We start from the raw sequence: 25,743 nt of genomic DNA on the forward strand, positions 1-25,743 counted from the left end.
CTACCGCATCTGGCCCTTCAACCGAATAATCAAAGTTGCACTTCGTATCTGAATCCGCGCACGTTTATTACCGATACTCCCTCTGTTTTAAATTCTGTAGACTATCACTCGGCTGGTTTCCGCCTTGTCGACCGGCGGCCCGCCCTGGCACCAGCGCCGCGCCCAAGCCGGCCGCTGCCGACGCAGCAAGAAAATGGCCCCAAGCGGGCTTGCAGCCATCCCCGGTTGCAAGGTGCGTGCACATCCGCAACGCTTACTTGGCTAATTATTGGAGTTCCTATTACACGGGCTAGTGGAGCTGCCCATTGCTATTGGCCCGGTGCCGGCAGCGTGAGCTGGCCCATCTTGCCTTCTGCATAAGCGGCCACCACTTGCTGAATTTGCTGTGGCGTGTTCATCACGAACGGGCCGTGCTTGACGATAGGCTCGTTAAGCGCAGGGCCGGATAACACGACGAAATGCGCATCCTGCCCAGACGCGGTCGAGATCGGAATATCGCTATCGCCGGCAGCGACCGACAAGGCCATGCCTTCCGGAATTGTTTGCGGCTCGCCGTCGATCACAAGCCGTACCTCACCGCTGACTGCATACCACGTCACATTCCATCCCGATGGCACGGTGTGATTGAAGGTTCCGCCCGGCTTCAGAAAACCGTCGAGCAACGTAAACGGCTCAGGCAGTACTGCCGGAGAACGCACGCCGTTGGTTTCGCCGGCAGCTACCCGCACCCGTACCGCTGAGGTCTGGAATACCGGAATGTCCTGAGCATCGACATGGATTGCATAGGGATCGATGAATTTCTTATCCGATGGCAGGTTCACGAAGATTTGCAACGCATGCACATGAAAGCCATCGCCTTCCGGCTGTTCAGTGTGGACCACGCCCCGACCGGCCACCATCCAGTGCAGATCACCCGGCTTGATCGGCCCGATGTTGCCGATCGAGTCGTAGTTCATATGCGCGCCGCCCGCATCCTCGAACATCAAGGTGACGGCAGAAATTCCGGCATGCGGATGCGGTGCGAAGGTTGGCGCCGTCATATGGAAATGATCCAGCATCACCACCGGATCCATCAGCCCGCCGAAGGCGTCTTCGTTGAAGTGGTTGGCGCTAAAGCCTTGACCTATTTTCATTTCCTGCGGCGTAATAAGCTGTGAAATACGCGTGATAGACATGATGTGATCCTTTCAGGTTGCTATTTTTTATTGACTGACCACACTTTCGCCGCGTAACTGGCGTGTCCAGGCAGCCAGCGATTCCAGTAATTGTTTCAGCACGTCGCGGGTTGGCTGGTCAGTAAGAGCGCCGTCTTCATCGAACTTCGATAGTAGATTCAAAACGATTCAAGATAAACTAGCAAAAATACGACCTGTCGTTCTACCTATAGAACAATTAAAAACCTGCCATGAACAAATGAAGCTCGATCTCAATGACCTGTATTTCTATGTCCAGGTAGTCGATCGCAACGGCTTCACGGCGGCCGCACAGGCACTGGGCGTTCCGAAGTCGCGCTTGAGCCGACGCATTGCTGAACTGGAGAAATCGCTCGGCGTGCGATTGCTGCACAGAACCTCGCGCCGGATCGCCGTGACAGACATCGGTGCCGAGTTCTACAGGCATTGCGCGGCGATGATCACCGAGGCCCATGCCGCCGAGGATGCGGTACACCGCACGCTGGCCGAACCGGTGGGAACCATTAACATCAGCGCGCCTGGTGCGATGGGTGAATTGGTCCTGGGCGAGCTGTTGCCACGCTTCATGACCACCTATCCGAAAGTCAGGGTCGTGACGCAGATCACCAATCGCCGCGTAGATCTGGTCGATGAAAGAATCGACGTAGCCTTGCGGATCACTGCCGAGGAGCTGGAAAGTTCCAGCCTGGTCCAGAGCAATCTGTGCTCGGTGCCTTGGGTGCTGCTCGCCAGCCCTTCGTTTTTAAAACGCGTCGGGCAGCCGCAAGGAGCCGCTGGGTTGGCGGCATTCGATGCGCTGGTGTTTGGGGTGGACGAAGAGCCGCCGGTCTGGCGCTTGCTGAACCAGGCCGGCGAACAGCATGTGATTGCCTTGCAGGCGCGCATGCGCAGCGACAACATGGTGGTCCTCAAAAAGGCCGCGCTCGCGGGCATCGGCGTGGTGGCGTTACCGATACACGTCTGCGCCGAGGAACTGGCGCAGGGCACGCTGCATCGTGTATTGCCCGATTGGCAGCCGCCGGCCGGACAGGTGCGGATAGTGTTCCCGACCCGCCGCGGCGTCGTTCCTGCCGTACGCGCCTACATCGATTTTCTCAAAGCCGAATTGCCGGCCGCGATTGAACGCCAATACGGATCGGCGATAGAACCAGTTGCCTCCGGCGGCTAGAGCCAGTCGAAGCTCGTGTCCGACGATTTTTACAACATACTCCAGCAAAAATGAAAAAATGACAGGCTGGTGGTGTCATTTCAGCCAGCCACGGCGCCGGAAATACCAGAACGGCGTGATCGCGGTGGCCACCATCAGCACGATCGCAAACGGATAGCCCCAGTCCCACTGCAGCTCGGGCAGGATCTTGAAGTTCATGCCATAGATGCTGGCAATCAGGGTCGGCGGCAGGAACGCGACGCTGGCGACCGAGAAGATCTTGATGATCTTGTTCTGGTTGATGTTGATGAAACCGACGGTCGCGTCCATCAGGAAGTTGATCTTGTCGAACAGGAAGGAGGTATGGCCATCGAGCGATTCGATATCGCGCAGGATCTGGCGCGCCTCCTCGAATTGCTCGGCATTGAGCAGCCGGCCGCGCATCAGGAAGCTGACCGCGCGTCGCGTATCCATCATGTTGCGCCGGATCCGGCCGTTCAAGTCTTCTTCCTGCGCGATCGAATTGAGTGCGGCGGCCGCGTCCTGGTCGGTGAATTCCTTCTGCAGCACGCGGCCGCTGACTCCTTCCAGATTCTGGTAGATGCCTTCCAGCGCGTCGGCCGAATATTCGGCATCGGTCGCATACAAGTCGAGCAGCACGTCCTTGTAATCCTCGATCGAACCGGGGCGCGAACGCGCGCGCATGCGCACCAACCGGAACACCGGCAAATCGTCGGTATGCACCGAAAACAGCATGTCGCGCGCCAGGATGAAGGCGACGGTCACGGTGCGCGATGGGCCAGCGTCCTCTTCGATCAGGAAATCGGTGCGCAGGTGCAGGTCGCCGTTCTCGGCTTCGTAATAGCGGGCCGAAGCCTCGATGTCCTTGACCTCATCCTCGCCGGGCAAGGTGACGCCATAAATATTCTTGACCCAGGCCCGTTCATCGTCGGTCGGGTCGGTCAGATCGACCCATACCGGCGCCACCTGCTCAAGATCGGCGCGCGTCTCGATAGGAACCTGGTTGAGCCGGCCATTCTGCAACACAAAGACATTGATCATGGGCTCTCCCGCCGGCGTCAAATTCAAAACAGCGCAAGTGTACGTTCAACAATGCCCGCCAGCAAGCAGCGCAGCGCAGTTGTGGCGCAAGTCACTGCTTACGCCGGCGCTTAAGTTCGCGCTGACGTTGCCGCCTCGGTTACGGGCTCGGCGCCGACGTCAGTTGCCGATGCTGCGCTCGATCATCCTTGTTCTGAGATCGGGGCTGGCGTCGGTGCGCATCGGCGCGGCGACCGGCGCCGGCTGCGACGTCTCGAAGCCGCGACTATCCTGCAGATCGACCGCCTCGCTGCCCGGATCATGCGGCCGGCACTGGCGGTTCGAATACAGCGTCGTGCCGCCGATCTTGCATTTGCGGATCGCAGCCTCCGGCGTTGGCAAGACCTGTTGCATTGCCTGCTGCGACTGCCGCTGTACCTTCCCGAGCGCGCTGGCGACTGCGGGCCGACGCATCAGCTGCGAGCCTGCCTCGGCCAACGGATCGCGCTGAAAACGCAGGGCAAACAGCGCCGCCATTGCACCCAACGCGAACAAGGCGACCAGCGCCGCGCACCAGCGCAGGCTCAGGCTGCCGCGTTGCGCGGCCCGGCTCAAGGCAGCTCCGCCGATCCCATCCGGCGCAGGATCAGGCCGGTGCGGCGCGCCAGATAACCGGTGCCGCGGTGTGCGTCATAGAACCGCGGATTGGGCAGCATCACGGCCAGTCGGGCGGCCTGGCTGGCGCCCAGATTGGCGGCCGACACGCCGTAGTAATGCTGGGCCGCCGCTTCGGCGCCGAACACGCCGCTGCCGAATTCGACCACGTTCAGATAGATTTCAAAGATCCGCTCCTTGTCCATCATATATTCCAGCATGTAGGCGATCACGAATTCCTGGCCCTTGCGCAGATAGCTGCGCTGGCCCGACAGGAACAGGTTCTTCGCCAGTTGCTGGGTAATGGTCGAACCGCCGGCCACGACCTTGCCCTTCTTGCTGTTTTTTTCGTATGCCCTTTGCAGCGCGTCCCAGTCGACCCCTTCATGCTCGGAAAAATTAGAGTCTTCCGAGGCGATGATCGCGCGCTTGAGATTATTCGAAATGCGGGCGTATGGCACCCATTTCTGCCGCAGTTTCGCGTCGGGATTTTTTTCGCGCAACACCGCCAGTTGCTGCCGCATGAAACTGGTCGACGACGGATTGTGATCGACCCACCAGCATATCTGCAGGAAGAAATAGGCCTGGATCAGCAGTACGATCGCGACCGGTGCGACGATCAGCCACAGGAACAGCTTAGGCTTGGTTTTCATGGATTCGATGGTTGCACTACAGCGGCGCAGCCAGCGCCCGGCGCAATGCGGTGAACACCGGTGCCGTGTCGGGCCGCACGCCGCGCCAGAACAAGAATGCCTCGGCGGCCTGCTCGACCAGCATGCCGAGGCCGTCGCGCGCGACGGCGCCGTGGCGCGTCGCAAATTCCATGAACACGGTCGCGGTCTGACCGTACATCATGTCGTAGCCCAGCGCGCCGGCGCCAAAAATGTCGGCGCGAATCGGCGGCAACTGCGCCTGCAGGCTGGCCGCCGTGGCGTTGATGACGATGTCGAACCGGCCCGCCAACGCATCAAACGCGCAAGCTTTGACCACGCCGTGTCCGGCAAACTGTTGCGCCAGTTGTTGCGCCTTCAGCGGCGTGCGATTGGCGATCACGATGTCGGACGGTTGCTGTTGCAGCAGGGGCAGTAGCACGCCACGCGCGGCGCCGCCGGCACCCAGCAGCAACACCCGCTTGCCGGCAATCGGGCAGCTGGCATTGCGTACGAGATCGGCCACCAGCCCGACGCCGTCGGTGTTGTCGCCGATGATCGCGGCGCCGTCGAAGCGCAGCGTATTGACTGCGCCGGCAGCTTGCGCCCGGTCGGTCAGCCGCGTCGCCAGCGCAAACGCGTCGAGCTTGAACGGCACGGTGACATTGGCGCCCTTGCCGCCGGCTTCGATGAAGGCTTGCACGGTAGCGGCAAAGCCGTCGAGCGGTGCCAGCAAGCGCTGGTAATCGATCCGCTGGCCGGTCTGGGCCGCGAATTGCGCGTGGATCTCCGGCGATTTGCTGTGCGCAATCGGGTTGCCGATCACCACGTACCGGTCGATCTTTTGCATCTCTGTTTGCATCTCTTTTTGCATCGCTGTTTGCAGATTAAATAGCAGAGCCGCGCAATTCGGCTTCCAGCGCCTGCTCGCGGGTAAACTTGAAACGCGTCACGACCACCCACAAGTCGTCCTTGTCGGTCGACAGCATATTGGGCGGGAAGCGACCATACGGCGCGGCGCGTTCGACGATCCGCAGCGCTGCGCTATCCAAGGCCGGAATGCCGGAACTCTTTTCGATCCGCGGCCCGCCTTCCTTCCGGTAAATGCTGCCATCCTGGAAAATCGGGATGTAGATGATCAACTCGCCGTACAGCTTCTTGCCATCCTGCTGCGGAAAATTGAGCGTGCCGATGTTTTCGATCCGCTTCTGCATTGCCTTGTAATACATCGCATACCCGACCGCCTGCGTACTCGGCGTGATATAGGTCTTGCGCGGACGCTTGTTCTGGTCGTCGATATTCTGTGCGATCTCCGCTGCCTGGCGCGCGATCGCCTTGCTCTGGTCGAAGATATCGCGGCCATCGGGGGGCGCCGGATTCGGTTTGTTGTTGTCGTTGGCCGACGGCACCCGGATCGGCGTGTCGCGCTTGATTTGGTCCAGCATTTTCTGCTGCTGTTGTTCCAGCTCGGCAATCCGGCGTCTGGACGCCTTGACGCTGTCGCCTTCTTCGTTGCGACGCAAATCGGGCAGCGGCGACTTGGCGCGGCCGCTGTCGGCATTGCCGCCACCATCCAGATTGGCCTGTGCCAGCGCATCGGCCTTCAAGGGTTTCTTGTCGTGCTTGGCATTGACCAGCACCACTTCCAGCCCCGGATCGGCCGGCTGAAATTTGAATGCGTCCGGCGCGGCGAAACGCACCGCCAGCAAGGCACCGTGCGCCAGCACCGACAGCGCGATAGCGACGGTCAACGGGGTGGTTTGGAGTTTTAGCTTCACGCGTGTTTACTTTTCGGCTAGCCAGCAAATTCAGGATGCGTGGATTTTACGATAAAGCCGTGGTCTTGACGGCCGCATTCTTGCTCAATTGCTCAATCGCTCATTCGCCCGCTACCGTCACCATGACCGCCGCATCTTCGGCCTGCGGTGCAGCAGCTGAGGTAGGATCGAGATTTTCGACCTCGGCCGCAGCGTCCTCGCCACCATCCTCACCGCCGTCAGCCTCATCGTCTTCCTCGTCGGCCAGTTCGAGCGCCGCTGCCGCCGCCACTTCCAGCAGCCGTGCCTCGACTGTCAGATCGACCTCATCCCAGCGCAGCAGATCGAGCGTGACCTGGGCGCCGCGCGCCACCGGCGGCATGCCCGGCAGTTTGATCACCAGCGGAATGTCGACCAATCGCAGCACCTCGTCCTTCAACACGACGGCATCGACCTGCCGGGCCTGTTCCTGTGTCAGCCAGCGCAGGCACCAGTAGCGCTCCATGTTGGACTGGAAATCGGCATAGGCCGCGTAGGCGGCATCGAAGGCGGAGACGATCGCAAACAGATTCGCATCGCGCGGCTTGAACGGCGCCACCAGCGGCGCAGTCACGCCATGCGCGAGGCAGGCCAGAATCTGCCACTGATTGACCAGATCGGTGTAGCGCCGCAGCGGCGACGTGCTCCAGGCATATTGATCGACACCGAGCCCCTGATGCGGCGCCGCGTGCGTCACCATCCGCACCTGCATTTTTGCGGCCCAGCCGTTGCCGGAACCGCCGCCCTGCGCGCGGTAAATGCCCGGCACGCCATGTTCATGCATCAGCTTGCCCCAGCTGCTGTTGGCAAAAATCATCAGCTCGGCAACGATCTTGTCGAGCGGCGCGCCGCGCTTGCGTCGCACCACGCTGACCACGTCGTTGTCGACGTAGAAATTGAAATCGACACGGTTGGTCTGCTCCGCCTTCAGGCCAAAGCTGGCGCGTTTCGCCATCCGGCCCTGTTCCAGCACCTGCGCCCACTGCCACAGCAGCACGATATCGGCCTTGTGCGGATAGTCGGGACTGGCGCCGGCGTCCAGCGCCAGGTTTTCTTCGGTGACCAGCGCATCGAGGTCGTTGTGGCGCAGATTGCTGGTGATCGGCACCAGTTCGGCCCGCGATTCGGTCGCCACCACCGACCAGTCCTGCGGGTCGAGCGTCGCATACAGCGACAACGCCGGCCGGGTCTGACCGGCGCCCAGCGTGTAGGCCTCGACCAGTTCATCCGGCAACATGGTGATCTTGTCACCCGGCATGTACACGGTCGACATCCGGGCCCGCGCGATCGCATCGAGCGCATCGTCGCGCTGGATGCCCAGCGCCGGCGCCGCGATGTGGATGCCGACCCGCAACTTGCCGTCTTCCAGCCTGACGACCGAAAACGCGTCGTCGATTTCGGTCGTGGTCACGTCGTCGATCGAGAAGGCTTGCACCTCGGCCAACGGCAAGCTGGTCGGCGGTGACGGCACGGTGATGGCCGGAAAGCCGGTGCCTTTCGGGAAATTTTCCAGCAAGAACTTCGACAGGTGCAGCTGTTTCGGCGAGGCGATGCCACCGGTCGCCAGCATCAGCCGCGCCGGCGACGTGTGCAACTCGTTGCAGGCCGCGTCCAGTGCCTTGTATTCGATGCTGTTCTTGTCCGGCTTGAACAACAGCTGCAGCGCCAGCGGCCGCAGCGCGTCCGGCAGGCGGTTCGCCCTCAGCTCCTCAACGTACTGGGCCTGGACCAGCGCCTGCTGCTTCTTCTTCTCCACTCCGGCCAGCGCGGCTTTCAGCGACGCTTCCGGCGCGGCCTTGTAGCGGCCCCGGCCCTTCTTGTAAAAATAGATCGGCGCCGAGTGCAATCTCAACAGCAGTCCGGCGGCCTCGTGCGGCATCGGCGCGTGGCCGAAATACTCGGCCCCCAGCTCGGCGAAGCCGAATTCTTCCTGCCCCGCCACTTCCCATAGAAAGTCCAGATCGACCTCGTCCGCCACCGTGTGCGCATCGACCAGCAATTGCGCCGGTGTCGGCGTTGCGAACTGCAGCAGCACATCTTTTACCTTGACCTTGACCCGCTTGCCGCTCGGGATCTCGACTTGATACGCCTCACCAGCCTGGGACAATACGGCGCCGGCCTTGAAATCACCGGATTCTTCAAAAAATAGATTCATTGATTACTTTAATGTTGACGTGTTGCGTTATTCGTTGCGCTACTCGTTGTTTCCCGTTGTGCAGCGGGGCGTCAGCTTGTTAACTATGCTCTCATCGCCGAACCAGCTCCAGCCCGGCGATTCCCGGCAAAAATATCTCGGTCACCAACATCACGCCGCCGTTGCGCCGGAACAGCGAGCGCCGCGCATACAGCGCGGTATGCGGTAGTGCGTTAGCGAGCCCCTGCTGTCGGGTGCCATGCGCCATGCGCCGCATCATCGGATGCTCGGGCTGCAAACGGGCGAATTGCAGGTCGCCGCGCAGCACTTTCGGATCAGTAAATAAGGTCGTGCCCAGCGAACGCTCGCCGAGGCCGCCGAACAGCGGCCATTGCGCCGCTGTCGCCGTCAGCGGCACCACAGTATGGGCGAAGATCATGGGCTGGCCGTCGCATTGCAGCAAGACCTCGCGCTCCCAGACGCGGGAGCGGCGTGCCAGTTCGATCATCGCAAATTCGTCGGCCAGGCACAGCGCCTGTTGCTGGTGCAGGCGTCGGACCCGGAACTGGCGGCTGCGCGCGATCAGCTTCGCCGTCAGCGAGGCCGGATCAGTCAGCCAATGCCGCATCTCTGGCGGCGCGTTGACGCCGTTCACATGCGCACACCAGCGCGCATGACCGCGCGAACGCGTGCTCGGCGAGCGTTCGCTCACGCGCTTGCCTTCATTCCCGCTGGCACCGCGACGCCGCAAAATGCCAGCACTTCATCGAGATAATCGGGGAAATCCGACAGCCCGTGGTCGCTGCCCTGGATCACTTTTTGTCGCACACCCGGGAACTGCGCCACCATTTCGCGCCAGTCGAGCAGCTCGTCGCCGGTCGCCGCGACCAGCAAGTAGCGCTCCGGCCGCGTGATGTGCCCGACCGCCAGCGCCTCCATTTCGGCGATGTATTCCTGCTTGAATTCGAACGGCTCGTCGGAATGAAATTGGGTCGTGACGCCGACATATTGCGCCAGTTCGCGCGGCGCCCGCACTGCAGGGTTGAGCAGCACCGCGCGGCAAGCGAGTTGCTCGGCTAGCCAGGTCGCGTAGTAGCCACCCAGCGAGGAGCCGATGATGGTCAGCTGGTCCGGCGCACAGGACTGCGCCAGCTGCAGCGCCAGTGCGATCGCCTGGCGCGGCGAGGCCGGCAATTGCGGGCAGACATAGTCGGCGCCACGCCCCAGTGCCTGCAACCGCGCGCCGATCTGGCATGCCTTGGATGAAGTCGGGGATGAGCGGAAGCCGTGCAGATACAAAATCATCGCGCCAGCGCCTCCAGAATTTTTTGATGCACGCCGCCGAAACCGCCATTGCTCATCACCAGCACCTGATCGCCCGGTTGCGCGGCTTGCGCGATTGCACTCACCAGCGCCGCCAAATCGTCGAAGGCTTGCGCCTTTGGCCCCAGCGGCGCCAGCGTCTCGCCCAGACTCCAGCCCAGCGCGTCCTTGCCTTCCTTCGCGCCATAGCCGAAAACCAGGTCGGCGTCTGCCAGACTGCCGGGCAAGGCCTGCTTCACCGCACCCAGCTTCATGGTGTTGGAACGCGGCTCCAGCACCGCCAGGATGCGCGCCTGGCCCACTTTTTTGCGCAGACCGGCGACCGTGGTCGCAATCGCGGTCGGATGATGCGCGAAATCGTCGAATACGGTAATCCCGTTGACGGCGCCACGCAGCTCCATCCGCCGTTTGACGTTTTCAAAACGGGCCAGCGCGTCGATCGCCTGCCTTGGCGGCACGCCGACATGACGTGCGGCGGCGATCGCGGCCAGCGCGTTCATCCGGTTGTGCTCACCGCTCAAGGCCCACTCCACCGTGCCTTGCTGAACGCCGTGAAATAGCACCTCGAAGCGGCCATCGCCGTGTGCGGTCAGATTCCAGTCAGCCTCATCGGTGCCGAACTGTTCCAGTTCGCTCCAGCAGCCGCGCGCCAGCACGCGCTGCAGCGCGGCTTCACGGCCGTTGACGATCAGCCGGCCGACACCAGGCACGGTGCGCACCAAATGGTGGAACTGGGTTTCGATCGCGCCCAGATCCGGGAAGATATCGGCATGGTCGTATTCAAGATTATTGAGGATCGCAGTTTTTGCGTGGTAATGGACGAATTTGCTGCGCTTATCAAAAAATGCAGTGTCATATTCGTCGGCTTCAATCACGAAAAAGTCCGACTCGGCAGCTTTACCTGCTAATTTATCCGTCAAGCGCGCCGAAATGCCGAAATTCATCGGTACGCCACCGATCAGGAATCCCGGGGCATAACCGGCATCTTGCAGTATCCATGCCAACATCGCGCTGGTGGTCGTCTTGCCATGGGTGCCGGCCACTGCCAGCACCCATTTATTGTGCAGGATGTGCTCGCCGATCCATTGCGGTCCCGAGGTGTACGGCAGACCGCGATTCAGGATCTCCTCCATTAGCGGATTGCCGCGCGACACAACATTGCCGATCACGTACAAGTCGGGTTTCAGCCTGATCTGTTCGGCGTCGAAACCCTGAATCAGTTCGATGCCCTGAGCTTCGAGTTGCGTGCTCATGGGCGGGTAGACATTGGCATCGCAGCCGGTCACCTTGTGGCCGGCTTCCTTGGCCAGTACGGCGAGACCGCCCATGAAGGTGCCGCAAATGCCGAGGATATGTATATGCATGGTGCCTGACGCAGATCGGAGGAGTTTGGAATAGTGCGATTTTAACCGACCGACGGCGATGCGGGCGCGTGGCGCACCATTTCGCCAGCTTGTTTCCCGGCCACGCGGGAACCGCAAGCCGTAATCGGTGACAAGGACCTGCGGCCGCCGTCCGCGGTATCATCCTCGTCATGATGACCGAATTCCCTTCCGACGCCGAGCTGTTGCGCACCGAGATTGCGATCGCCGCGGCCCGCATGATCGCCGAAGACGGTGCCGATTATGCGACCGCCAAGCGCAAGGCCGCCAGGCAAATTCTCGGGGATGCCCGGGTGAACGGCGACATGTTGCCGGACAATGCGCAGATCGAGGAAGAATTACGTCTGTATAACGAACTGTTTTTGGGTGACAGCCAGCCGGCGCGTTTGCTGGCGTTGCGCAAACTGGCGCTGCGCCTGATGCAGGACTTGGCGCAATTTCAGCCTTTTTTGACCGGCGCGGTGTTGAACGGAACTGCCGGTGAGCATTCAGACATTTACCTGCAATTGTTCTCCGACAGTCCGAAGGATGTCGAGATTTATTTGCTCAACCGCAACATCAAGTTTGAGGTGTCCGAGAGCGGCCATTTCAAAGGCCAGAATAAGCTGGTCGAGACGCTCAGCTTCATGTGGCATAACGAGGGGGTGCATCTGGTACTGTATGAACACGACGATTTGCGCGGCGCCGCCAGAACCAAGGCTGGCGGGCGCAGGGAGCGCGCCGATATCGACGCGTTGCAGGTCTTGATAGTGGAAAGCGAAGCGGTATGAAAAGAAATATCCTGGTATTTGGTGCGATTGCCCTGGCATCTGCGATCAGCGGCATCTATTTTAGTGCCAGCAAGATCACGCCGGCGGCATCCAGCGCGGCCGCCCTGTCACCGGTCGTGGCGCAGCTGTTCAAGCAATCGCTGCCCGATTCAAACGGTAAAGAGCAGCCGCTGGCGCAATTCCAGGGCAAGGCGTTGGTGCTCAATTTTTGGGCAACATGGTGCGCGCCGTGCGTGCAGGAAATGCCCGAATTGTCCGGGCTGCAGGCCGAACTGACGCCTAAAGATGTGCAACTGCTCGGCATCGGCATCGATTCTCCGTCAAATATCGCGGAATTTGCTACTAAATACAAGATTGCGTATCCACTGTATGTGGCCGGCATGAGCGGCACCGAGTTGTCACGCCAACTTGGCAATGCAGCCGGCGGTCTGCCATTCACCGTACTGATCGGGCGCGACGGCCAGGTCAAGAAGACCTATCTGGGCCGTTTGAAGCTCGCCGAGCTGCGTGGAGATATTGCTTCTATGTAAATAATCGCAGCCCCTCCAGGCAGTTTTTTCTTGCCACTGGGCGACATTTAGCGGCAAAATGCGGCCATCGTCGCTAAACAGACTTGAAATGGACCTGCATTTTCATGGCAAAAAACCTTCTCCTGCTCAATGGCCCCAACCTGAACCTGCTGGGGACGCGCGAGCCCGAAGTCTATGGCAGCACTAGCTTGGCCGATATCGAGCAGGCAGCAGCCGCGCAAGCCGGCGCAGCCGGCGGGAACCTGGCCAGCTTCCAGAGCAACCATGAAGGCGCACTGATCGACCGCATCCACGCCGCGAAAACGCAGGGGATCGATATGATCGTGATTAATCCCGGCGGTCTGACCCACACCAGCGTCGCCTTGCGCGATGCACTGGCGGCGGTGGCGATTCCGTTCATTGAGGTGCACCTGTCGAATATCCATCGGCGCGAGGAATTCAGGCAGCGCTCTTTCCTGTCGGACATCGCAATCGGTGTAATATGCGGGCTCGGCGCCGAGGGTTATCGCCTGGCCATCGACTTTGCGTTAAAAAGACATTAATCTCAACTATCTGCATGCAAATCGCATACAATTTCCGCGATTTCATCGTTTATTAAATTTAACAGAAGAATAATTCCGAGGGATTTCACATGGATTTACGAAAACTCAAGACCCTGATCGACCTGGTAGCCGAGTCGGATATCGCCGAACTGGAAGTGACCGAGGGCGAGGGCAAAGTCCGGATCGTCAAGAACTCCGCGTTACCACAAAATCAGCTGGTCATGATGCAACCAGGCATGCCGCAGCATTATCCGCAAGCGCCGGTCGCGCCGGCTGCACCGGCCGTGCTTGCTGCCGCCGTCGAGCCAGCGGGTCATGTGGTCAAATCGCCGATGGTCGGCACCTTTTATCGCTCGTCGGCACCGGGCACCCCGGCATTCGTCGAAGTCGGCGCCAGCGTCAAGGAAGGCGATACCTTGTGCATCATCGAAGCGATGAAATTGCTCAACGAAATCGACGCCGACGCATCGGGCGTTATCACGCAAATTTTGGTCGAGAACGGCCAACCGGTCGAATTTGGTCAACCGTTATTTATTATCGGCTGATCGTCGCCTAATCGTCGCTTAATCATCGGTTCAGCCTGTGTCCAGTCGTTGCGCGCAGATCCCGAGGCTGCTGCCTCGGAGCGTAATAGCAGAGCACAATCCGGCACTCGAACTGCAACGCAATACACGCCCCCACTATGTTTGAAAAAATCCTCATTGCCAATCGTGGCGAAATCGCGCTTCGTATACAGCGCGCCTGCCGCGAAATGGGCATCAAGACGGTTGTCGTGCACTCGGAAGCCGACCGCGACGCCAAGTATGTGAAGCTGGCCGACGAATCAGTCTGCATTGGCCCGGCACCATCGGCCCTCAGTTATCTGAACATGCCGGCCATCATCAGCGCCGCCGAGGTAACCGATGCCGAAGCGATTCACCCCGGCTACGGCTTCCTGGCCGAGAACGCCGACTTCGCCGAGCGGGTTGAGCAATCGGGCTTCGTGTTCATCGGCCCGCGTTCGGACTCGATCCGCATGATGGGCGACAAGGTTACCGCCAAACAGACCATGATCAAGGCCGGCGTGCCGTGCGTGCCCGGCTCCGAAGGTGCATTGCCGGACGATCCGAAAGAGATCGTGCAGATCGCGCGCAAGGTCGGCTATCCGGTCATCATCAAGGCGGCCGGCGGCGGCGGCGGACGCGGCATGCGCGTGGTGCATACCGAAGCGGCGCTGCTGAACGCGGTCACGATGACCAAGTCCGAAGCCGGTGCCGCCTTTGGCAACCCCGAAGTGTATATGGAAAAATTCCTGGAAGATCCGCGCCACGTGGAGATCCAGATATTGGCCGACGAATTCAAGAATGCCATCTGGCTCGGCGAGCGCGACTGTTCGATGCAGCGCCGCCACCAGAAAGTGATTGAGGAAGCACCGGCACCGGGCATCCCGCGCAAGATCATCGAAAAAATCGGTGAACGTTGTGCTGAAGCCTGCCGCAAGATCGGCTACCGTGGCGCCGGCACCTTCGAATTCCTGTACGAGAACGGCGAGTTCTACTTCATCGAGATGAATACCCGGGTGCAGGTCGAGCATCCGATCACCGAGCTGATCACCGGCATCGATATCGTGCAGGAGCAGATCCGCATCGCCGCCGGCGAAAAGTTGCGCTTCCGGCAGCGCGAGGTCGAACTGAAGGGCCATGCGATCGAATGCCGCATCAATGCCGAAGATCCATTCAAGTTCACACCATCGCCGGGCAAGATCACGTCCTGGCACGCGCCGGGCGGCCCCGGCATCCGGGTCGATTCGCACGCTTATGCCGGTTATAACGTACCGCCGCATTACGATTCGCTGATCGGCAAGGTGATTGCCTACGGCAGCACGCGCGAACAGGCGATCCGCCGCATGCAAGTCGCATTGTCGGAAATGGTGGTCGAAGGGATTTTGACCAATATTCCCCTGCACCGCGAACTGATGGTCGATGCCCGTTTCATCGAAGGCGGCACCAACATTCATTACCTGGAACACAAGCTGGCCGAAAGGCCGGATTTACCGAAAAAGCGCTGACCCGGCGATGAAGCCGTGCGCTATCACAGAGTTAACAAGCACCCATGAGCTGGATTGAAATCGTCATCGAAGTCGCACGCAAGGATGCGGAAAGCCTGTCCGATGCCCTGATGGATGCCGGCGCCCTGTCGGTTTCGGTGGAAGATGCCGATCAAGGCACCGACGCCGAAACGCCGCTGTTTGGCGAGCCGGGCATGAAGCTGGAGGCCGCCGCCTGGAAACGCAGCCGCGTGGTGGCACTGGCCGAAACCGAGGCCAACCACGCCGCGATCGTCGCCAAAGCGGCCGCCATCAGCCGGCTGACAGCCGTGCCGATCTACAGCTTGCGCTCGGTGGCTGACCAGGACTGGGTACGGCTGACGCAATCGCAGTTCGAGCCGATCCATATCGGCAAAAATATCTGGGTGGTGCCGAGCTGGCACGAAGCACCGGACCCGCACGGACTGATACTCGAACTCGATCCCGGGCTCGCCTTCGGCACCGGCAGCCATCCCACCACCCGGCTGTGCATGGAATGGCTGGAGGCGCATATTGGCGCCGCCATGTCGGTACTCGACTACGGTTGCGGCTCCGGCATCCTGGCGATGGTCGCGCAGAAAATGGGCGCGGCCAAGGTACAGGGCGTCGACATCGATCCGCAGGCGATCGAATCGGCCAATGCCAACGCGGTGCGCAATCATTGCGCGATCGATTATTATTTACCGGACGCATTTGGCGGCGGCCGGTTCGACGTGGTGGTCGCCAACATCCTGGCCGGTCCGCTGACACAGATGGCGCCGATGCTGGCCACCCAAGTCGCGCCCGGCGGCGCGCTGGTGCTGTCCGGCGTGCTGGCGAATCAGGCTGACACCGTGATCGCAGCCTATGCGCCGTTGATCGCGCTCGATGTCTGGCGGGAACTGGAAGGCTGGGTCGCGCTGGCTGGCAGAGCTAGAATAGAGTAATGGCGCTCGCCACTCAATGCCCCCATTGCCACACGACATTTCGGGTCGCACATGACCAGCTGAAATTGCGTGCCGGCATGGTGCGTTGCGGCGCCTGCAAGCAAGTATTCAATGGTGTCGAGCATCTGCTGCGGCCGGACGAGGCGGCCCCAGCGGCATTGGAAGTCCCCTCGGAACTGACACCTGTATCGGCACTTGTGACCGCGCCCGAGGGCGCGTCGCAAGTGGCGCCGGCGGAGCCGACCGGGTCACTCGACTTCGGCATTTTTCTCGCACCGGGCAATTTTGCGCCACCGCAGACGGATACCACGCCGTCTGAACCCGCGGCTGAGCCGTTAGCGTCAGGCGACCAGGCGCCGGCTGAAACGCTGCCAGATCATCCAATCGATCACGCACCGAGCGAGTTGCCAGAGCCGCGTGAACCATCAGCCGCGCCAGACGTCGAACCAAACGACGAACAGCCGGCCGTGGCCGAACCGCGCCCACCGGCAACCGACCAGTCCGAGCCGCAGCTGGTGGCTCCATCCGCTCCGCCAGCCGCCGCCCAGGTGGCTGCACCGGCCGAGGAAGAACACGATCCATGGCTGCGCATGACGTTGATGCACTTCGCGGATCCGGAAACCGATAGCCCCGACCAGCTGCCACCAGCTGACGCCGAGCCCGCGGCTACTGCGCCCACCCGAGCCACAGGCGACGCATCAGACGCGTATCACGACTGGCCGAAAACGCCATCGGACACACCGGGGCCCTCGTTTTTTTCACTGGATGCGGATGAAGCCGACCTGTCCCAGGCAGAAGAGCCGGATTTTGTCCGGCGCGGACGGCGCCGGCAGCGTGCCGACCGCGTGCTGCGCATGGTGATGGCGGTCGCGTCGATCGTATTGTTGTTCACTTTGCTGCTGCAAGGTATCGCCAATTTCCGGGCGCAGATTGCGGGTTTTATTCCAGCACTGCAGCCGGTGCTGGACCAGGTCTGTGCCAACATCGATTGCAGGACCAGGCTGGCAGCGCAGATCGATCAACTGTCGATCGACGCCAACACCGAGTTGCAGACGCTCACCACCGGCTCCGATGACTTTGCGCTGGTCCTGCTGTTACGCAACCGCAGCAGCAGCAATCAGAGCTGGCCACATATTGAACTGACACTGAACGACGCCAACGAGCAGGCGGTGGCGCGCCGCGTTTTCACACCGCGCGATTATCTGCCGGTGGGCCAAAACGTCGCCACCGGTTTCGCACCACAATCGGAGCAGCCGGTACGGATCCAGTTTGCGCTGTCTCAGTTGAAAGCGTCGGCTTATCGCGTCGCCGTGTTCTATCCTTAACTCTTCGCTCCGAGCTTATTCTTATGACTTCCCTTATTTGCGGTTCGCTGGCGTTCGACACCATCATGTCCTTCGATGGCCGTTTTTCTGAAGCGATCCTGGCCGATCAATTGCACAAGGTCAATGTCGCGTTTCTGGTGCCGGCGTTGCGCCGCGAATTCGGTGGTTGCGCCGGCAATATTGCGTACAACCTGAAACTGCTGGGTGGCGATCCGCTGATCATGGCCACCATCGGCCAGGATGGCGCCAGTTATCTGGACCGGCTGGCGGCGCTCGATATCTCGCGCCGCAATATCCGCACCATCGAGACCTCATACACTGCACAGGCTTTCATCACGACCGACGCCGACAACAACCAGATCACGGCCTTCCACCCGGGCGCGATGATGCTGTCGCACCAGAACCGGATTGCCGATGCCGGCCCGGTCAAGCTGGCGATCGTGGCGCCGGACGGCCGCGACGGCATGCTGCAGCATGCCAGCGATTGCGCGGCACTCGGCACCCCGTTCATCTTCGACCCGGGCCAGGGGATGCCGATGTTCAATGGCGCGGAACTGGAATATTTCATCGACCTGGCAAGCTTTGTCGCAGTCAACGACTATGAAGCTGCAATGTTGGTCGAGCGTACCGGACTGACGCTGGAAGCGATCGCGCAGCGCCTGTCGGCATTGATCGTGACGCGCGGCGAACTGGGGGCAGAGATTTACAGCGGCGACCAGCGCATCGACATCCCGTGCGTCCGGGCCGAGCAGATAGTCGATCCCACCGGCTGCGGCGATGCGTTCCGCGCCGGCATGCTGTTCGGTTTGACCAATGAGTTGGATTGGGCCACCACCGGCCGCCTCGCCAGCCTGATGGGTGCGATCAAGATTGCGCATCAGGGTGGCCAGAACCATGCGCCGTCGCAGTCTGAAATCGCCGATCGCTTCCACGCGGCGTTCGGCTACCGTTATTGATCGAACCAAGGTCCCACAAACAAATAAGGCAGAGTATCCGTCGATCGCCTAATATGTTCCGGCGAGAACGGCGATATGGTGGTGGAGTATTATTCTATTTGACCGGAAAAGCCGCACCGATAAGCGCGCACTCCGGCGTCTGTATCGCCGCCGCGAAAGCAGCAATCGCATCGCGCAAGATCGTTCCCAGCGTCGCATGCTGCACGATGCCGTCCTGATCCAGCCCACTGCCAAGCAAGGGCAGCGCAATCGACGCCTGGCTCACGATACGGGCTGACATCGTATTCAGTATCTCGACCAGTGCGGCCTGCGCGTGCGTCGCACGCGGCGACGCATTCAACAAGGCGACCGGCTTGCCGGGAAACTGCTCGCTACCGACCAGCCAGTCCAGTGCATTCTTCATGACCCCGCTCACGCCGTGCGCGTATTCAGGACTCGCGATCAGGATCCCGTCGGCCGCGGCGACCGCCTGTTGCAGCGCCACTACCGCGGGTAGCTCAGTCAACGCCAGATCGGGGTTGAACAGCGGTAGCGCGCCCAGCCCCTGATACACGGCTATGTCGACCCCGGCCGGAGCCAATCTGGCGACAGCGTGCAGCAGGCGGGTGTTGTACGATGCCGCGCGCAGGCTGCCAGAGAGTGCAAGAATGCTGATCGTTCGGAATGTCATGGGCGGTTGTTTTATTTGTCGGTCGGAAAGAATGCGTTGGTCACGTCGTCGACCGTCAGATGCGGCGCGGCAATCTCGATCAATTTGCGCTTGTTGCTGAGGCCGTGTGTAATCCTGATCGCGGCTTTCGGCAGCTTGAGTAGGTCAGCCAGGTAACGGATCAGGGCCTCATTCGCCCTGCCCTCCAAGGCCGGCGCTTGCAGCCTGAGCTTCAGAACATCATCCAGAATCTCGATCGGTCCGCTTTGTTTCGCATTCGCCGAAATTTGCAGCGCGAGCCGAATGCCTGCCGGCAGCGCGGTACACCAGCTCCGGCTCATACAAATGACATGATCAGCGTGCTCACCAGTTGCAGTGCGATGCGCAGCAGAATCAGCGCGACCAGCGGCGACAGGTCAATGTTGCCGACCAGCGGGATCACGCGGCGCAGCGGACGCAGAATCGGATCGTTCAGGGCGCGCACAAACGGCGCCAGCGGCGCATGCGGATTGACCCAGCTGAAGATCGCCTCGATGATCAGCAAACCCATGAAACCGTAGAAAATCCATTGCAGCACTCGCAGCACTGCCATCAACAACACGGTTTGCAGCGAGAACAGCGGCATCATCCAGACATCCACCACCATCGCCAGGATCGCGACCATGAATGCGGCGAGCAGGCTGGCCCAGTCATAACCGCCGAAGCCTGGCACCAGCTTGCGCAACGGGCGCACCAGCCAGTCCGACAGCTGAAACACGAATTGCGCGACCGACAGTGGCGGACGCACCCGAATCGCCTGCATCCAGAAACGCAGCAGCAGCGCGCCTGCCAGCATGCCGGCGGCGGTATCGATGATCAGGGTAAACATGCTATGCAACACGAGATATTCTCCAATCCTGCGTTGGGAAGAGGCGCCGCCGATGGTTTCGCGCCGCCATAAAAAAACCGCTGTGTGACGAATGCCACACAGCGGTCATTGTGCCTGAAGTCAATCAGGCATCCAAGCGGACCTGGATATTACGGACGGCTGCCTGTTGGAAACGGCCATGCTGCGGCCGGACTCAACACCGTTTTCACGGCTGGCGCTGCCGCTGCTGGCTTGGCGGCGGCCGGCTTTGCTGCGGCTGCTTTTTTAGGAGCGGCTGCTTTCTTCGCTGCTGGCTTGGCCGCCGGTTTTGCTGCTGGCTTTGCTGCCGCTGTTTTAGGGGCTGCTGCCTTCTTCGCTACCGGCTTGGCGGCTGCTGCCTTCTTAGGGGCCGCAGCTTTTTTTGCCACTGGTTTAGCGGCCGCTGCCTTTTTAGGGGCTGCGGCTTTCTTCGCTACCGGCTTGGCTGCTGCTTTTTTAGGAGCTGCAGCTTTCTTTGCTACCGGCTTGGCTGCGGCTTTTTTAGGAGCTGCGGCTTTCTTCGCTACCGGCTTGGCTGCGGCTTTTTTAGGAGCTGCGGCTTTCTTCGCTACCGGCTTGGCTGCTGCTTTTTTAGGAGCTGCAGCTTTCGCTGCTGGCTTGGCTGCTGCCTTTTTCGCGACTGGTTTGGAGGCTGCAGCTTTTTTAGGAGCTGCGGCTTTCTTCGCTACCGGCTTGGCTGCTGCTTTTTTAGGAGCGGCGGCTTTCGCTGCTGGCTTGGCTGCTGCCTTTTTAGGGGCTGCGACCTTCTTGGCTACCGGTTTGGCGGCGGCGGCTTTCTTCGGAGCAGCGGCTTTCTTTGCTGCTGGCTTGGCGGCGACCTTTTTAGGCGCCGCTGGTTTTTTTGTTGCTGTGGCCATTTGTTTCTCCTTCACGTGAGATGGAAAAAATCAAGTTGCGAGATTAAAACCCGTCCGGAACATTGCGATGCACCAGGCGGATTATTCATCGGCGCAAACATGCTTCTGTTTGCGCTAATGAATACGGCACCAGCTGAACTGCTGCATCCCCTCTTCATGCAGCACTTCAGCCATCATCGGCTTGCCCCTTTCGCGTTCACTCACAATCTGACGTCGATGGCGGTGGACGAGGTTGACATGCAATACCTGCAAACATGCCAAGCAGCCTAGCTGCGGTCGTAGCCAAAAAAAACGCCGGCAACAGCGCCGACGTCGGAATTCTATTTCTTCGAGACCGGTTGATGCTGCAAAGAAAACGCCGCCTCACCCGACAAAATCGGGTTAAGCGGCGCCAATAGACAAGATCGATTTGGTCTCTTACTGTCCATGTAATGTGGTGTTGCCTTTCTTGTTTTGCAGTCTGTTGTACTTCCTTATTATTGCGACTGCTGCCTTCCTCTTCACCCCCTCGCTTGCTGCTGCGAGTTCACTGCCTGATTTTTCTTCCCGCGTTTTTCTCTCTTTATTCCCAGTTCAGGGCACCGCCGGTCTGATATTCGATCACGCGCGTCTCGAAGAAGTTTCGCTCTTTTTTCAGATCGATCATCTCGCTCATCCACGGAAAGGGATTCTCCTCCTGCGGGAACATCGGGTCCAGTCCGATCTGTTGCGCGCGACGATTTGCGATAAACCGCAGATACCCTTTGAACATCGGCGCATTCAAACCGAGCACCCCACGCGGCATTGTATCCTCAGCGTAGCGATATTCCAACTCTACTGCAACTAAAAACAACGCTTTGATCTCATCGCGGAATTCCGGCGTCCACAAATGTGGGTTTTCCATCTTGATGGTATTGATCAAATCGATGCCGAAGTTACAGTGCATCGACTCGTCGCGCAGGATGTATTGATACTGTTCCGCGGCGCCCATCATCTTGTTCTGCCGGCCGAGCGCGAGGATCTGCGTGAAGCCGACATAGAAGAATAGGCCTTCCATCAGGCAGGCAAACACGATCAGCGACTTCAGCAATTTCTGGTCGTTCTCCATGGTCCCGGTGGTGAACTGCGGATCGGTGAGCGTGTTGATGAAGGGGATCAGGAACTCGTCCTTGTCGCGAATCGACTTGACCTCGTTGTACGCATTGAAAATCTCGGACTCGTCCAGCCCCAGCGATTCGACGATGTACTGATAGGCATGGGTGTGAATCGCCTCTTCAAATGCCTGCCGCAGCAAATACTGACGGCATTCCGGCGCCGTGATGTGGCGATAGGTGCCGAGCACGATGTTGTTGGCCGCGAGCGAATCGGCCGTCACGAAAAAGCCGAGATTGCGCTTGACCAGGCGGCGTTCGTCCTCCGTCAGGCCGTTCGGGTTCTTCCACAGCTCGATGTCGCGCTGCATGTTGATCTCTTGCGGCATCCAGTGATTGGCGCAGCCGGCCAGATACTTGTCCCAGGCCCATTTGTACTTGAACGGCACCAGTTGATTGACGTCGGTGTGACCGTTGATGATGCGCTTATCGGCGGCATTGACGCGGCGCGAGGTATCGGCGCCGGCAGTGCCCGCGCTAGTAGATGCGGCGGCGCCGAGCGGTGGCAATGCGGCCGACATCAGCGGCTGCGCAGGCGTCGGCATTTGCGGCGCCCGTGGGATCGGGGCGGCGGCGGTTTCTTCATCCCAACTTAACATAGGTATTTCCTCATTTCGTATTCGGTTTGCGCGATCGCCGACTAAGGCATTCGTCGCGGGCTCAATGCCTGTAGTCAATTGCCGGAGGCGGTCGCAACCAACGCGCTGCTTCCGGCCTGTTCCTTTACTGGCAAGCCTCGCACTCTTCAAAACCGGCATCGCCTGGGCGCAGCACGCAGGCCGGACCGTCCACCTCGTCGGCCGACGCCGTGTTAGCGCCCGGGGTCATGGTGTAGCCGCCGGCCGAACTGCCGCCATCGACCGATACCGCATTCAGGGCGCCGGCCTTGGTGGTCGATTTCTCGGTGTGGGTGGCGCCGATGGTGCGCAGGTAATACGTCGTCTTCAGGCCACGCAGCCACGCCAGCTTGTAGGTCTCGTCGAGTTTCTTGCCCGATGCACCGGCCATATAGATGTTCAGCGACTGCGCCTGGTCGATCCACTTCTGGCGGCGCGATGCGGCTTCCACCAGCCAGGACGGCTCGACTTCGAACGCGGTCGCGTAAATCTCGCGCAGATCCTGCGGGATGCGGTCGATCTTGGCCAGGCTGCCGTCGAAATACTTGAGGTCGGCGATCATCACTTCGTCCCACAGGTCACGCGCCTTCAGGTCGCGCACCAGGTACTCGTTGATTTCGGTAAATTCGCCGGACAGGTTCGACTTCACATACAGGTTCTGGTAGGTCGGCTCGATGCAGGCCGAGACGCCGATGATGTTGGAAATGGTCGCGGTTGGCGCGATCGCCACGCAATTCGAGTTGCGCATGCCGTACTGCTTGATGCGTGCGCGCAACGGTGCCCAGTCCATGTGTTCCGTGGTGTCGGCTTCCAGATAGCCGCCGCGCTCTTCCGCCAGCAGCTGCAGCGAATCCTGCGGCAGGATGCCGCGATCCCACAGCGAACCCTCGTAGGAGCTGTAGCGACCGCGTTCCTCGGCCAGCTCGGTCGAGGCCAGGTAGGCGTAATAGCAGACCGCCTCCATCGAACTGTCGGCGAACTCGACCGCGGCGTTCGACGCGTAAGGCACGCGCATCATGTGCAGGCAGTCCTGGAAGCCCATGATGCCCATGCCGACCGGACGGTGGCGCAGGTTCGAATCACGGGCCTTCTTGACCGCGTAATAATTGATGTCGATCACGTTATCGAGCATCCGCATCGCGGTGCGCACGGTCTTTTGTAGCTTGATGTGGTCGAGCTGGCCTTCCTTCATATGGGCCGGCAGGTTGACCGAACCAAGGTTGCAGACCGCGATTTCCGCTTCGTTGGTGTTCAACGTGATCTCGGTGCACAGGTTCGACGAGTGCACGACGCCGACGTGTTGCTGCGGCGAACGGATATTGCACGGGTCCTTGAACGTGATCCATGGATGGCCGGTCTCGAACAGCATCGACAACATCTTGCGCCACAGGTCGAGCGCATGCACTTTCTTGAACAGGGTCAGTTCGCCGCTGGCGGCTTTCGCTTCGTAGCCCACGTAAGCCTGCTCGAAGGCCTTGCCGAACTTGTCGTGCAAGTCGGGCGTATCGCTCGGCGAGAACAGCGTCCATTCGCCCTTTTCCATCACGCGCTTCATGAACAGGTCGGGAATCCAGTTCGCCGTGTTCATGTCGTGCGTGCGGCGGCGATCATCGCCGGTGTTCTTGCGCAGGTCGAGGAATTCCTCGATGTCCATGTGCCAGGTTTCCAGGTAGGCGCAGACCGCGCCCTTGCGCTTGCCACCTTGATTGACAGCAACGGCGGTGTCGTTGACCACCTTCAGGAATGGCACCACGCCCTGCGACCTGCCGTTGGTACCCTTGATGTGCGCACCGAGCGAACGGACCGGCGTCCAGTCGTTGCCGAGGCCGCCGGCGTATTTCGCCAGCAGCGCGTTTTCCTTGATCGCCTCGTAGATGCCTTCGAGGTCGTCCGACACCGTGGTCAGGTAGCACGACGACAGTTGCGACCGCAGCGTGCCGGAATTGAACAGGGTCGGCGTCGAGCTCATGAAGTCGAAGCTCGATAACAGGTTATAGAATTCGATCGCGCGCGCTTCACGGTTGCTTTCGTTCAGCGCCAGGCCCATCGCGACGCGCATGTAGAAGGCCTGCGGCATTTCGATGCGGACATCGCGGATGTGCAGGAAATAGCGGTCGTACAGGGTCTGCAGGCCAAGGTAACCGAATTGCAAATCGCGGTCGGTGACCAGTGCGTCGGCCAGCTTCTTGAGGTCGAATTCCTGCAGTTTCGGGTCAAGCAGGCCGGCGTCGATGCCTTTCTGGATAAATTGCGGGAAGTACACCAGGTATTGCGCCTTGGCGTCACGTTGGGCGACTTCCTTGCCGAACACTTCCTTGCGGATGGTGTGCATCAACAGGCGTGCGGTGACCTGGCTATAGGCCGGGTCCTTTTCCATCAGCGCGCGGGCAGCCAGGATCGCCGACTTGTGCAATTCCTCGACCGGTACGCCGTCGTACAGATTCTTGACCGTCTCGGCCAGGATTGCCTCGCCGTCGACGTGCTTTTCCAGACCCTGGCAGGCGGCGTTAATCAGGTCGCGCACCTGGTTCATGTCGAGCAGGCGCTGCTGACCGTCTTCGGTCACGTGCAGTTGCGGCGTTGCGACCGCTGGCCGGGACGCCTGTTGCTGGGCGCGCTCTTCCATCCGTTTGGCGCGGTACAGCACGTAGGCACGGGCCACGTCATGTTCGCCGGAACGCATCAGCGACAGCTCGACCTGATCCTGTACGTCTTCAATATGGAAAGTGCCGCCGGCCGGCTGGCGCCGCACCAGCGCGGCGACCACGTTGGCGGTCAATTGCTCGACCAGTTCGCGGACGCGGGCGGAGGCGGCGCCTTGTCCGCCATTCACCGCCAGGAAGGCTTTGGTCACCGCAATCGCGATTTTAGATGGCTCAAATGCGACCACCGCGCCGTTGCGGCGCAGGATTCGGTAGTCGCCATTGCCGACCAGCGCACTCACCGTGCGCGCAGAGGCGCCGGCATGCGGAGAAAGAACACCGAATTCGGCTGGGGATGGTGCGGAAATATCTTGAGTAGAGTGCATTCGGCCTCCTGCGACGACCGTTCTCGACTGTTTGCCGCAGTCGGTGAATCGCCGTCAATGGTTATTAATTAGAACGCCCGGAACTTACGGGGTTCACGAAGAAATCATGCGTATCTGTGTA

At 60.5% G+C, this 25,743-nt stretch carries 26 protein-coding genes; 9 read left to right on the top strand and 17 right to left on the bottom strand.

Annotated features, from left to right (window positions below):
- Window positions 1–308 precede the first annotated feature (308 nt).
- Window positions 309–1,175 (bottom strand): pirin family protein, encoded by an 867-nt coding sequence (locus tag ACFOFO_RS14020; RefSeq protein WP_390331831.1) that lies wholly within the window; start codon window positions 1,173–1,175, stop codon window positions 309–311.
- A gap of 27 nt (window positions 1,176–1,202) precedes the next feature.
- A complete protein-coding gene (locus tag ACFOFO_RS14025; RefSeq protein WP_390326964.1) occupies window positions 1,203–1,337 on the bottom strand; it encodes a hypothetical protein in 135 nt (44 codons plus the stop codon).
- Window positions 1,338–1,413: 76 nt separating this feature from the next.
- On the opposite strand from ACFOFO_RS14025, the gene ACFOFO_RS14030 reads away from it, so the two are divergent.
- Window positions 1,414–2,361: a LysR substrate-binding domain-containing protein gene (locus ACFOFO_RS14030; protein WP_390331833.1), complete on the top strand. Its 948-nt coding sequence runs from the start codon at window positions 1,414–1,416 to the stop codon at window positions 2,359–2,361.
- Window positions 2,362–2,436: 75 nt separating this feature from the next.
- Here the strand turns inward: ACFOFO_RS14030 and corA are convergent, their stop codons facing one another.
- From corA to mpl, 9 genes are all read right to left on the bottom strand, one after another.
- Window positions 2,437–3,402 carry a magnesium/cobalt transporter CorA gene (gene corA, locus ACFOFO_RS14035; RefSeq protein WP_390326970.1) on the bottom strand — a complete coding sequence of 322 codons (966 nt, stop codon included), beginning with the start codon at window positions 3,400–3,402 and terminating at the stop codon, window positions 2,437–2,439.
- 159 nt (window positions 3,403–3,561) lie between these two features.
- Window positions 3,562–3,996 (bottom strand): hypothetical protein, encoded by a 435-nt coding sequence (locus ACFOFO_RS14040; protein ID WP_390326973.1) that lies wholly within the window; start codon window positions 3,994–3,996, stop codon window positions 3,562–3,564.
- Window positions 3,993–4,688 carry a monofunctional biosynthetic peptidoglycan transglycosylase gene (mtgA, locus tag ACFOFO_RS14045; RefSeq protein WP_390326976.1) on the bottom strand — a complete coding sequence of 232 codons (696 nt, stop codon included), beginning with the start codon at window positions 4,686–4,688 and terminating at the stop codon, window positions 3,993–3,995. The genes ACFOFO_RS14040 and mtgA overlap by 4 nt, the downstream gene beginning before the upstream one ends.
- A gap of 16 nt (window positions 4,689–4,704) precedes the next feature.
- Window positions 4,705–5,535, bottom strand: coding sequence for a shikimate dehydrogenase (aroE, locus tag ACFOFO_RS14050; protein WP_390331834.1), 831 nt, complete (start codon window positions 5,533–5,535; stop codon window positions 4,705–4,707).
- A 37-nt stretch (window positions 5,536–5,572) separates the two neighbouring features.
- A complete protein-coding gene (locus tag ACFOFO_RS14055; RefSeq protein WP_390326982.1) occupies window positions 5,573–6,463 on the bottom strand; it encodes a TonB C-terminal domain-containing protein in 891 nt (296 codons plus the stop codon).
- 100 nt (window positions 6,464–6,563) lie between these two features.
- Window positions 6,564–8,636 carry a ribonuclease catalytic domain-containing protein gene (locus ACFOFO_RS14060; RefSeq protein WP_390326984.1) on the bottom strand — a complete coding sequence of 691 codons (2,073 nt, stop codon included), beginning with the start codon at window positions 8,634–8,636 and terminating at the stop codon, window positions 6,564–6,566.
- A 91-nt stretch (window positions 8,637–8,727) separates the two neighbouring features.
- A complete protein-coding gene (locus ACFOFO_RS14065; protein ID WP_390326987.1) occupies window positions 8,728–9,327 on the bottom strand; it encodes a chorismate--pyruvate lyase family protein in 600 nt (199 codons plus the stop codon).
- A complete protein-coding gene (locus ACFOFO_RS14070) occupies window positions 9,324–9,920 on the bottom strand; it encodes a YqiA/YcfP family alpha/beta fold hydrolase (protein ID WP_390326990.1) in 597 nt (198 codons plus the stop codon). Before ACFOFO_RS14070 ends, ACFOFO_RS14065 begins: the two co-directional genes overlap by 4 nt.
- Window positions 9,917–11,302, bottom strand: coding sequence for a UDP-N-acetylmuramate:L-alanyl-gamma-D-glutamyl-meso-diaminopimelate ligase (mpl, locus tag ACFOFO_RS14075; protein WP_390326993.1), 1,386 nt, complete (start codon window positions 11,300–11,302; stop codon window positions 9,917–9,919). The genes ACFOFO_RS14070 and mpl overlap by 4 nt, the downstream gene beginning before the upstream one ends.
- Before the next feature lie 170 nt (window positions 11,303–11,472).
- Here mpl and ACFOFO_RS14080 point away from each other — a divergent pair, with 170 nt between their 5' ends.
- The 8 genes from ACFOFO_RS14080 to ACFOFO_RS14115 all read left to right on the top strand — a co-directional run bounded on the left by ACFOFO_RS14080 (window position 11,473) and on the right by ACFOFO_RS14115 (window position 18,434).
- Window positions 11,473–12,090, top strand: a complete 618-nt coding sequence (locus ACFOFO_RS14080) for a hypothetical protein (protein ID WP_390326997.1) — start codon at window positions 11,473–11,475, stop codon at window positions 12,088–12,090.
- Complete coding sequence (locus tag ACFOFO_RS14085; protein WP_390331835.1) at window positions 12,087–12,620, top strand: TlpA disulfide reductase family protein; 534 nt, start codon at window positions 12,087–12,089, stop codon at window positions 12,618–12,620. Before ACFOFO_RS14080 ends, ACFOFO_RS14085 begins: the two co-directional genes overlap by 4 nt.
- A gap of 104 nt (window positions 12,621–12,724) precedes the next feature.
- Window positions 12,725–13,162, top strand: coding sequence for a type II 3-dehydroquinate dehydratase (gene aroQ / locus ACFOFO_RS14090; RefSeq protein ID WP_390331836.1), 438 nt, complete (start codon window positions 12,725–12,727; stop codon window positions 13,160–13,162).
- 89 nt (window positions 13,163–13,251) lie between these two features.
- Window positions 13,252–13,707, top strand: a complete 456-nt coding sequence (gene accB, locus ACFOFO_RS14095; protein ID WP_390327008.1) for an acetyl-CoA carboxylase biotin carboxyl carrier protein — start codon at window positions 13,252–13,254, stop codon at window positions 13,705–13,707.
- Window positions 13,708–13,844: 137 nt separating this feature from the next.
- Window positions 13,845–15,209, top strand: coding sequence for an acetyl-CoA carboxylase biotin carboxylase subunit (gene accC / locus ACFOFO_RS14100; RefSeq protein ID WP_390327010.1), 1,365 nt, complete (start codon window positions 13,845–13,847; stop codon window positions 15,207–15,209).
- Between the two features lie 44 nt (window positions 15,210–15,253).
- Window positions 15,254–16,153, top strand: coding sequence for a 50S ribosomal protein L11 methyltransferase (prmA, locus tag ACFOFO_RS14105; RefSeq protein ID WP_390327013.1), 900 nt, complete (start codon window positions 15,254–15,256; stop codon window positions 16,151–16,153).
- The gene (locus ACFOFO_RS14110) at window positions 16,153–17,478 is read left to right on the top strand and encodes a DUF3426 domain-containing protein (RefSeq protein WP_390327015.1); all 1,326 of its coding nucleotides are present in this window, start codon (window positions 16,153–16,155) and stop codon (window positions 17,476–17,478) included. The genes prmA and ACFOFO_RS14110 overlap by 1 nt, the downstream gene beginning before the upstream one ends.
- A 23-nt stretch (window positions 17,479–17,501) precedes the next feature.
- Window positions 17,502–18,434 carry a carbohydrate kinase family protein gene (locus ACFOFO_RS14115; protein WP_390327018.1) on the top strand — a complete coding sequence of 311 codons (933 nt, stop codon included), beginning with the start codon at window positions 17,502–17,504 and terminating at the stop codon, window positions 18,432–18,434.
- 94 nt (window positions 18,435–18,528) lie between these two features.
- On the opposite strand, the gene ACFOFO_RS14120 is transcribed toward ACFOFO_RS14115, so the two are convergent.
- The 6 genes from ACFOFO_RS14120 to ACFOFO_RS14145 form a co-directional block, all read right to left on the bottom strand.
- Window positions 18,529–19,104: an NADPH-dependent FMN reductase gene (locus tag ACFOFO_RS14120; RefSeq protein ID WP_390327020.1), complete on the bottom strand. Its 576-nt coding sequence runs from the start codon at window positions 19,102–19,104 to the stop codon at window positions 18,529–18,531.
- An 11-nt stretch (window positions 19,105–19,115) separates the two neighbouring features.
- The gene (locus tag ACFOFO_RS14125) at window positions 19,116–19,424 is read right to left on the bottom strand and encodes a DUF167 domain-containing protein (RefSeq protein ID WP_390327022.1); all 309 of its coding nucleotides are present in this window, start codon (window positions 19,422–19,424) and stop codon (window positions 19,116–19,118) included.
- Window positions 19,421–19,963 (bottom strand): YggT family protein, encoded by a 543-nt coding sequence (locus ACFOFO_RS14130; protein ID WP_390327023.1) that lies wholly within the window; start codon window positions 19,961–19,963, stop codon window positions 19,421–19,423. The genes ACFOFO_RS14125 and ACFOFO_RS14130 overlap by 4 nt, the downstream gene beginning before the upstream one ends.
- 137 nt (window positions 19,964–20,100) lie before the next feature.
- A complete protein-coding gene (locus ACFOFO_RS14135) occupies window positions 20,101–20,847 on the bottom strand; it encodes a histone H1-like repetitive region-containing protein (protein WP_390331837.1) in 747 nt (248 codons plus the stop codon).
- 562 nt (window positions 20,848–21,409) lie between these two features.
- Window positions 21,410–22,576, bottom strand: coding sequence for a ribonucleotide-diphosphate reductase subunit beta (locus ACFOFO_RS14140; RefSeq protein WP_390327027.1), 1,167 nt, complete (start codon window positions 22,574–22,576; stop codon window positions 21,410–21,412).
- A 124-nt stretch (window positions 22,577–22,700) separates the two neighbouring features.
- Window positions 22,701–25,622: a ribonucleoside-diphosphate reductase subunit alpha gene (locus tag ACFOFO_RS14145; protein ID WP_390327029.1), complete on the bottom strand. Its 2,922-nt coding sequence runs from the start codon at window positions 25,620–25,622 to the stop codon at window positions 22,701–22,703.
- Window positions 25,623–25,743 lie beyond the last annotated feature (121 nt).

The sequence above is a fragment of the Pseudundibacterium arcticum genome (assembly GCF_042646465.1).
Classification (GTDB): Bacteria; Pseudomonadota; Gammaproteobacteria; order Burkholderiales; family Burkholderiaceae_D; genus Undibacterium_A; species Undibacterium_A arcticum.

Coding starts and splice junctions, on each gene's coding strand:
- accB (WP_390327008.1), top strand. CDS start 13,252: ATGGATTTACGAAAACTCAAGACCCTGATCGACCTGGTAGCCGAGTCG.
- ACFOFO_RS14120 (WP_390327020.1), bottom strand. CDS start 19,104: ATGACATTCCGAACGATCAGCATTCTTGCACTCTCTGGCAGCCTGCGC.
- ACFOFO_RS14135 (WP_390331837.1), bottom strand. CDS start 20,847: ATGGCCACAGCAACAAAAAAACCAGCGGCGCCTAAAAAGGTCGCCGCC.
- aroQ (WP_390331836.1), top strand. CDS start 12,725: ATGGCAAAAAACCTTCTCCTGCTCAATGGCCCCAACCTGAACCTGCTG.
- ACFOFO_RS14020 (WP_390331831.1), bottom strand. CDS start 1,175: ATGTCTATCACGCGTATTTCACAGCTTATTACGCCGCAGGAAATGAAA.
- ACFOFO_RS14060 (WP_390326984.1), bottom strand. CDS start 8,636: ATGAATCTATTTTTTGAAGAATCCGGTGATTTCAAGGCCGGCGCCGTA.
- ACFOFO_RS14145 (WP_390327029.1), bottom strand. CDS start 25,622: ATGCACTCTACTCAAGATATTTCCGCACCATCCCCAGCCGAATTCGGT.
- ACFOFO_RS14125 (WP_390327022.1), bottom strand. CDS start 19,424: ATGAGCCGGAGCTGGTGTACCGCGCTGCCGGCAGGCATTCGGCTCGCG.
- ACFOFO_RS14030 (WP_390331833.1), top strand. CDS start 1,414: ATGAAGCTCGATCTCAATGACCTGTATTTCTATGTCCAGGTAGTCGAT.
- ACFOFO_RS14085 (WP_390331835.1), top strand. CDS start 12,087: ATGAAAAGAAATATCCTGGTATTTGGTGCGATTGCCCTGGCATCTGCG.
- mpl (WP_390326993.1), bottom strand. CDS start 11,302: ATGCATATACATATCCTCGGCATTTGCGGCACCTTCATGGGCGGTCTC.
- ACFOFO_RS14115 (WP_390327018.1), top strand. CDS start 17,502: ATGACTTCCCTTATTTGCGGTTCGCTGGCGTTCGACACCATCATGTCC.
- prmA (WP_390327013.1), top strand. CDS start 15,254: ATGAGCTGGATTGAAATCGTCATCGAAGTCGCACGCAAGGATGCGGAA.
- ACFOFO_RS14110 (WP_390327015.1), top strand. CDS start 16,153: ATGGCGCTCGCCACTCAATGCCCCCATTGCCACACGACATTTCGGGTC.
- ACFOFO_RS14080 (WP_390326997.1), top strand. CDS start 11,473: ATGATGACCGAATTCCCTTCCGACGCCGAGCTGTTGCGCACCGAGATT.
- mtgA (WP_390326976.1), bottom strand. CDS start 4,688: ATGAAAACCAAGCCTAAGCTGTTCCTGTGGCTGATCGTCGCACCGGTC.
- corA (WP_390326970.1), bottom strand. CDS start 3,402: ATGATCAATGTCTTTGTGTTGCAGAATGGCCGGCTCAACCAGGTTCCT.
- accC (WP_390327010.1), top strand. CDS start 13,845: ATGTTTGAAAAAATCCTCATTGCCAATCGTGGCGAAATCGCGCTTCGT.
- ACFOFO_RS14140 (WP_390327027.1), bottom strand. CDS start 22,576: ATGTTAAGTTGGGATGAAGAAACCGCCGCCGCCCCGATCCCACGGGCG.
- ACFOFO_RS14070 (WP_390326990.1), bottom strand. CDS start 9,920: ATGATTTTGTATCTGCACGGCTTCCGCTCATCCCCGACTTCATCCAAG.
- aroE (WP_390331834.1), bottom strand. CDS start 5,535: ATGCAAAAGATCGACCGGTACGTGGTGATCGGCAACCCGATTGCGCAC.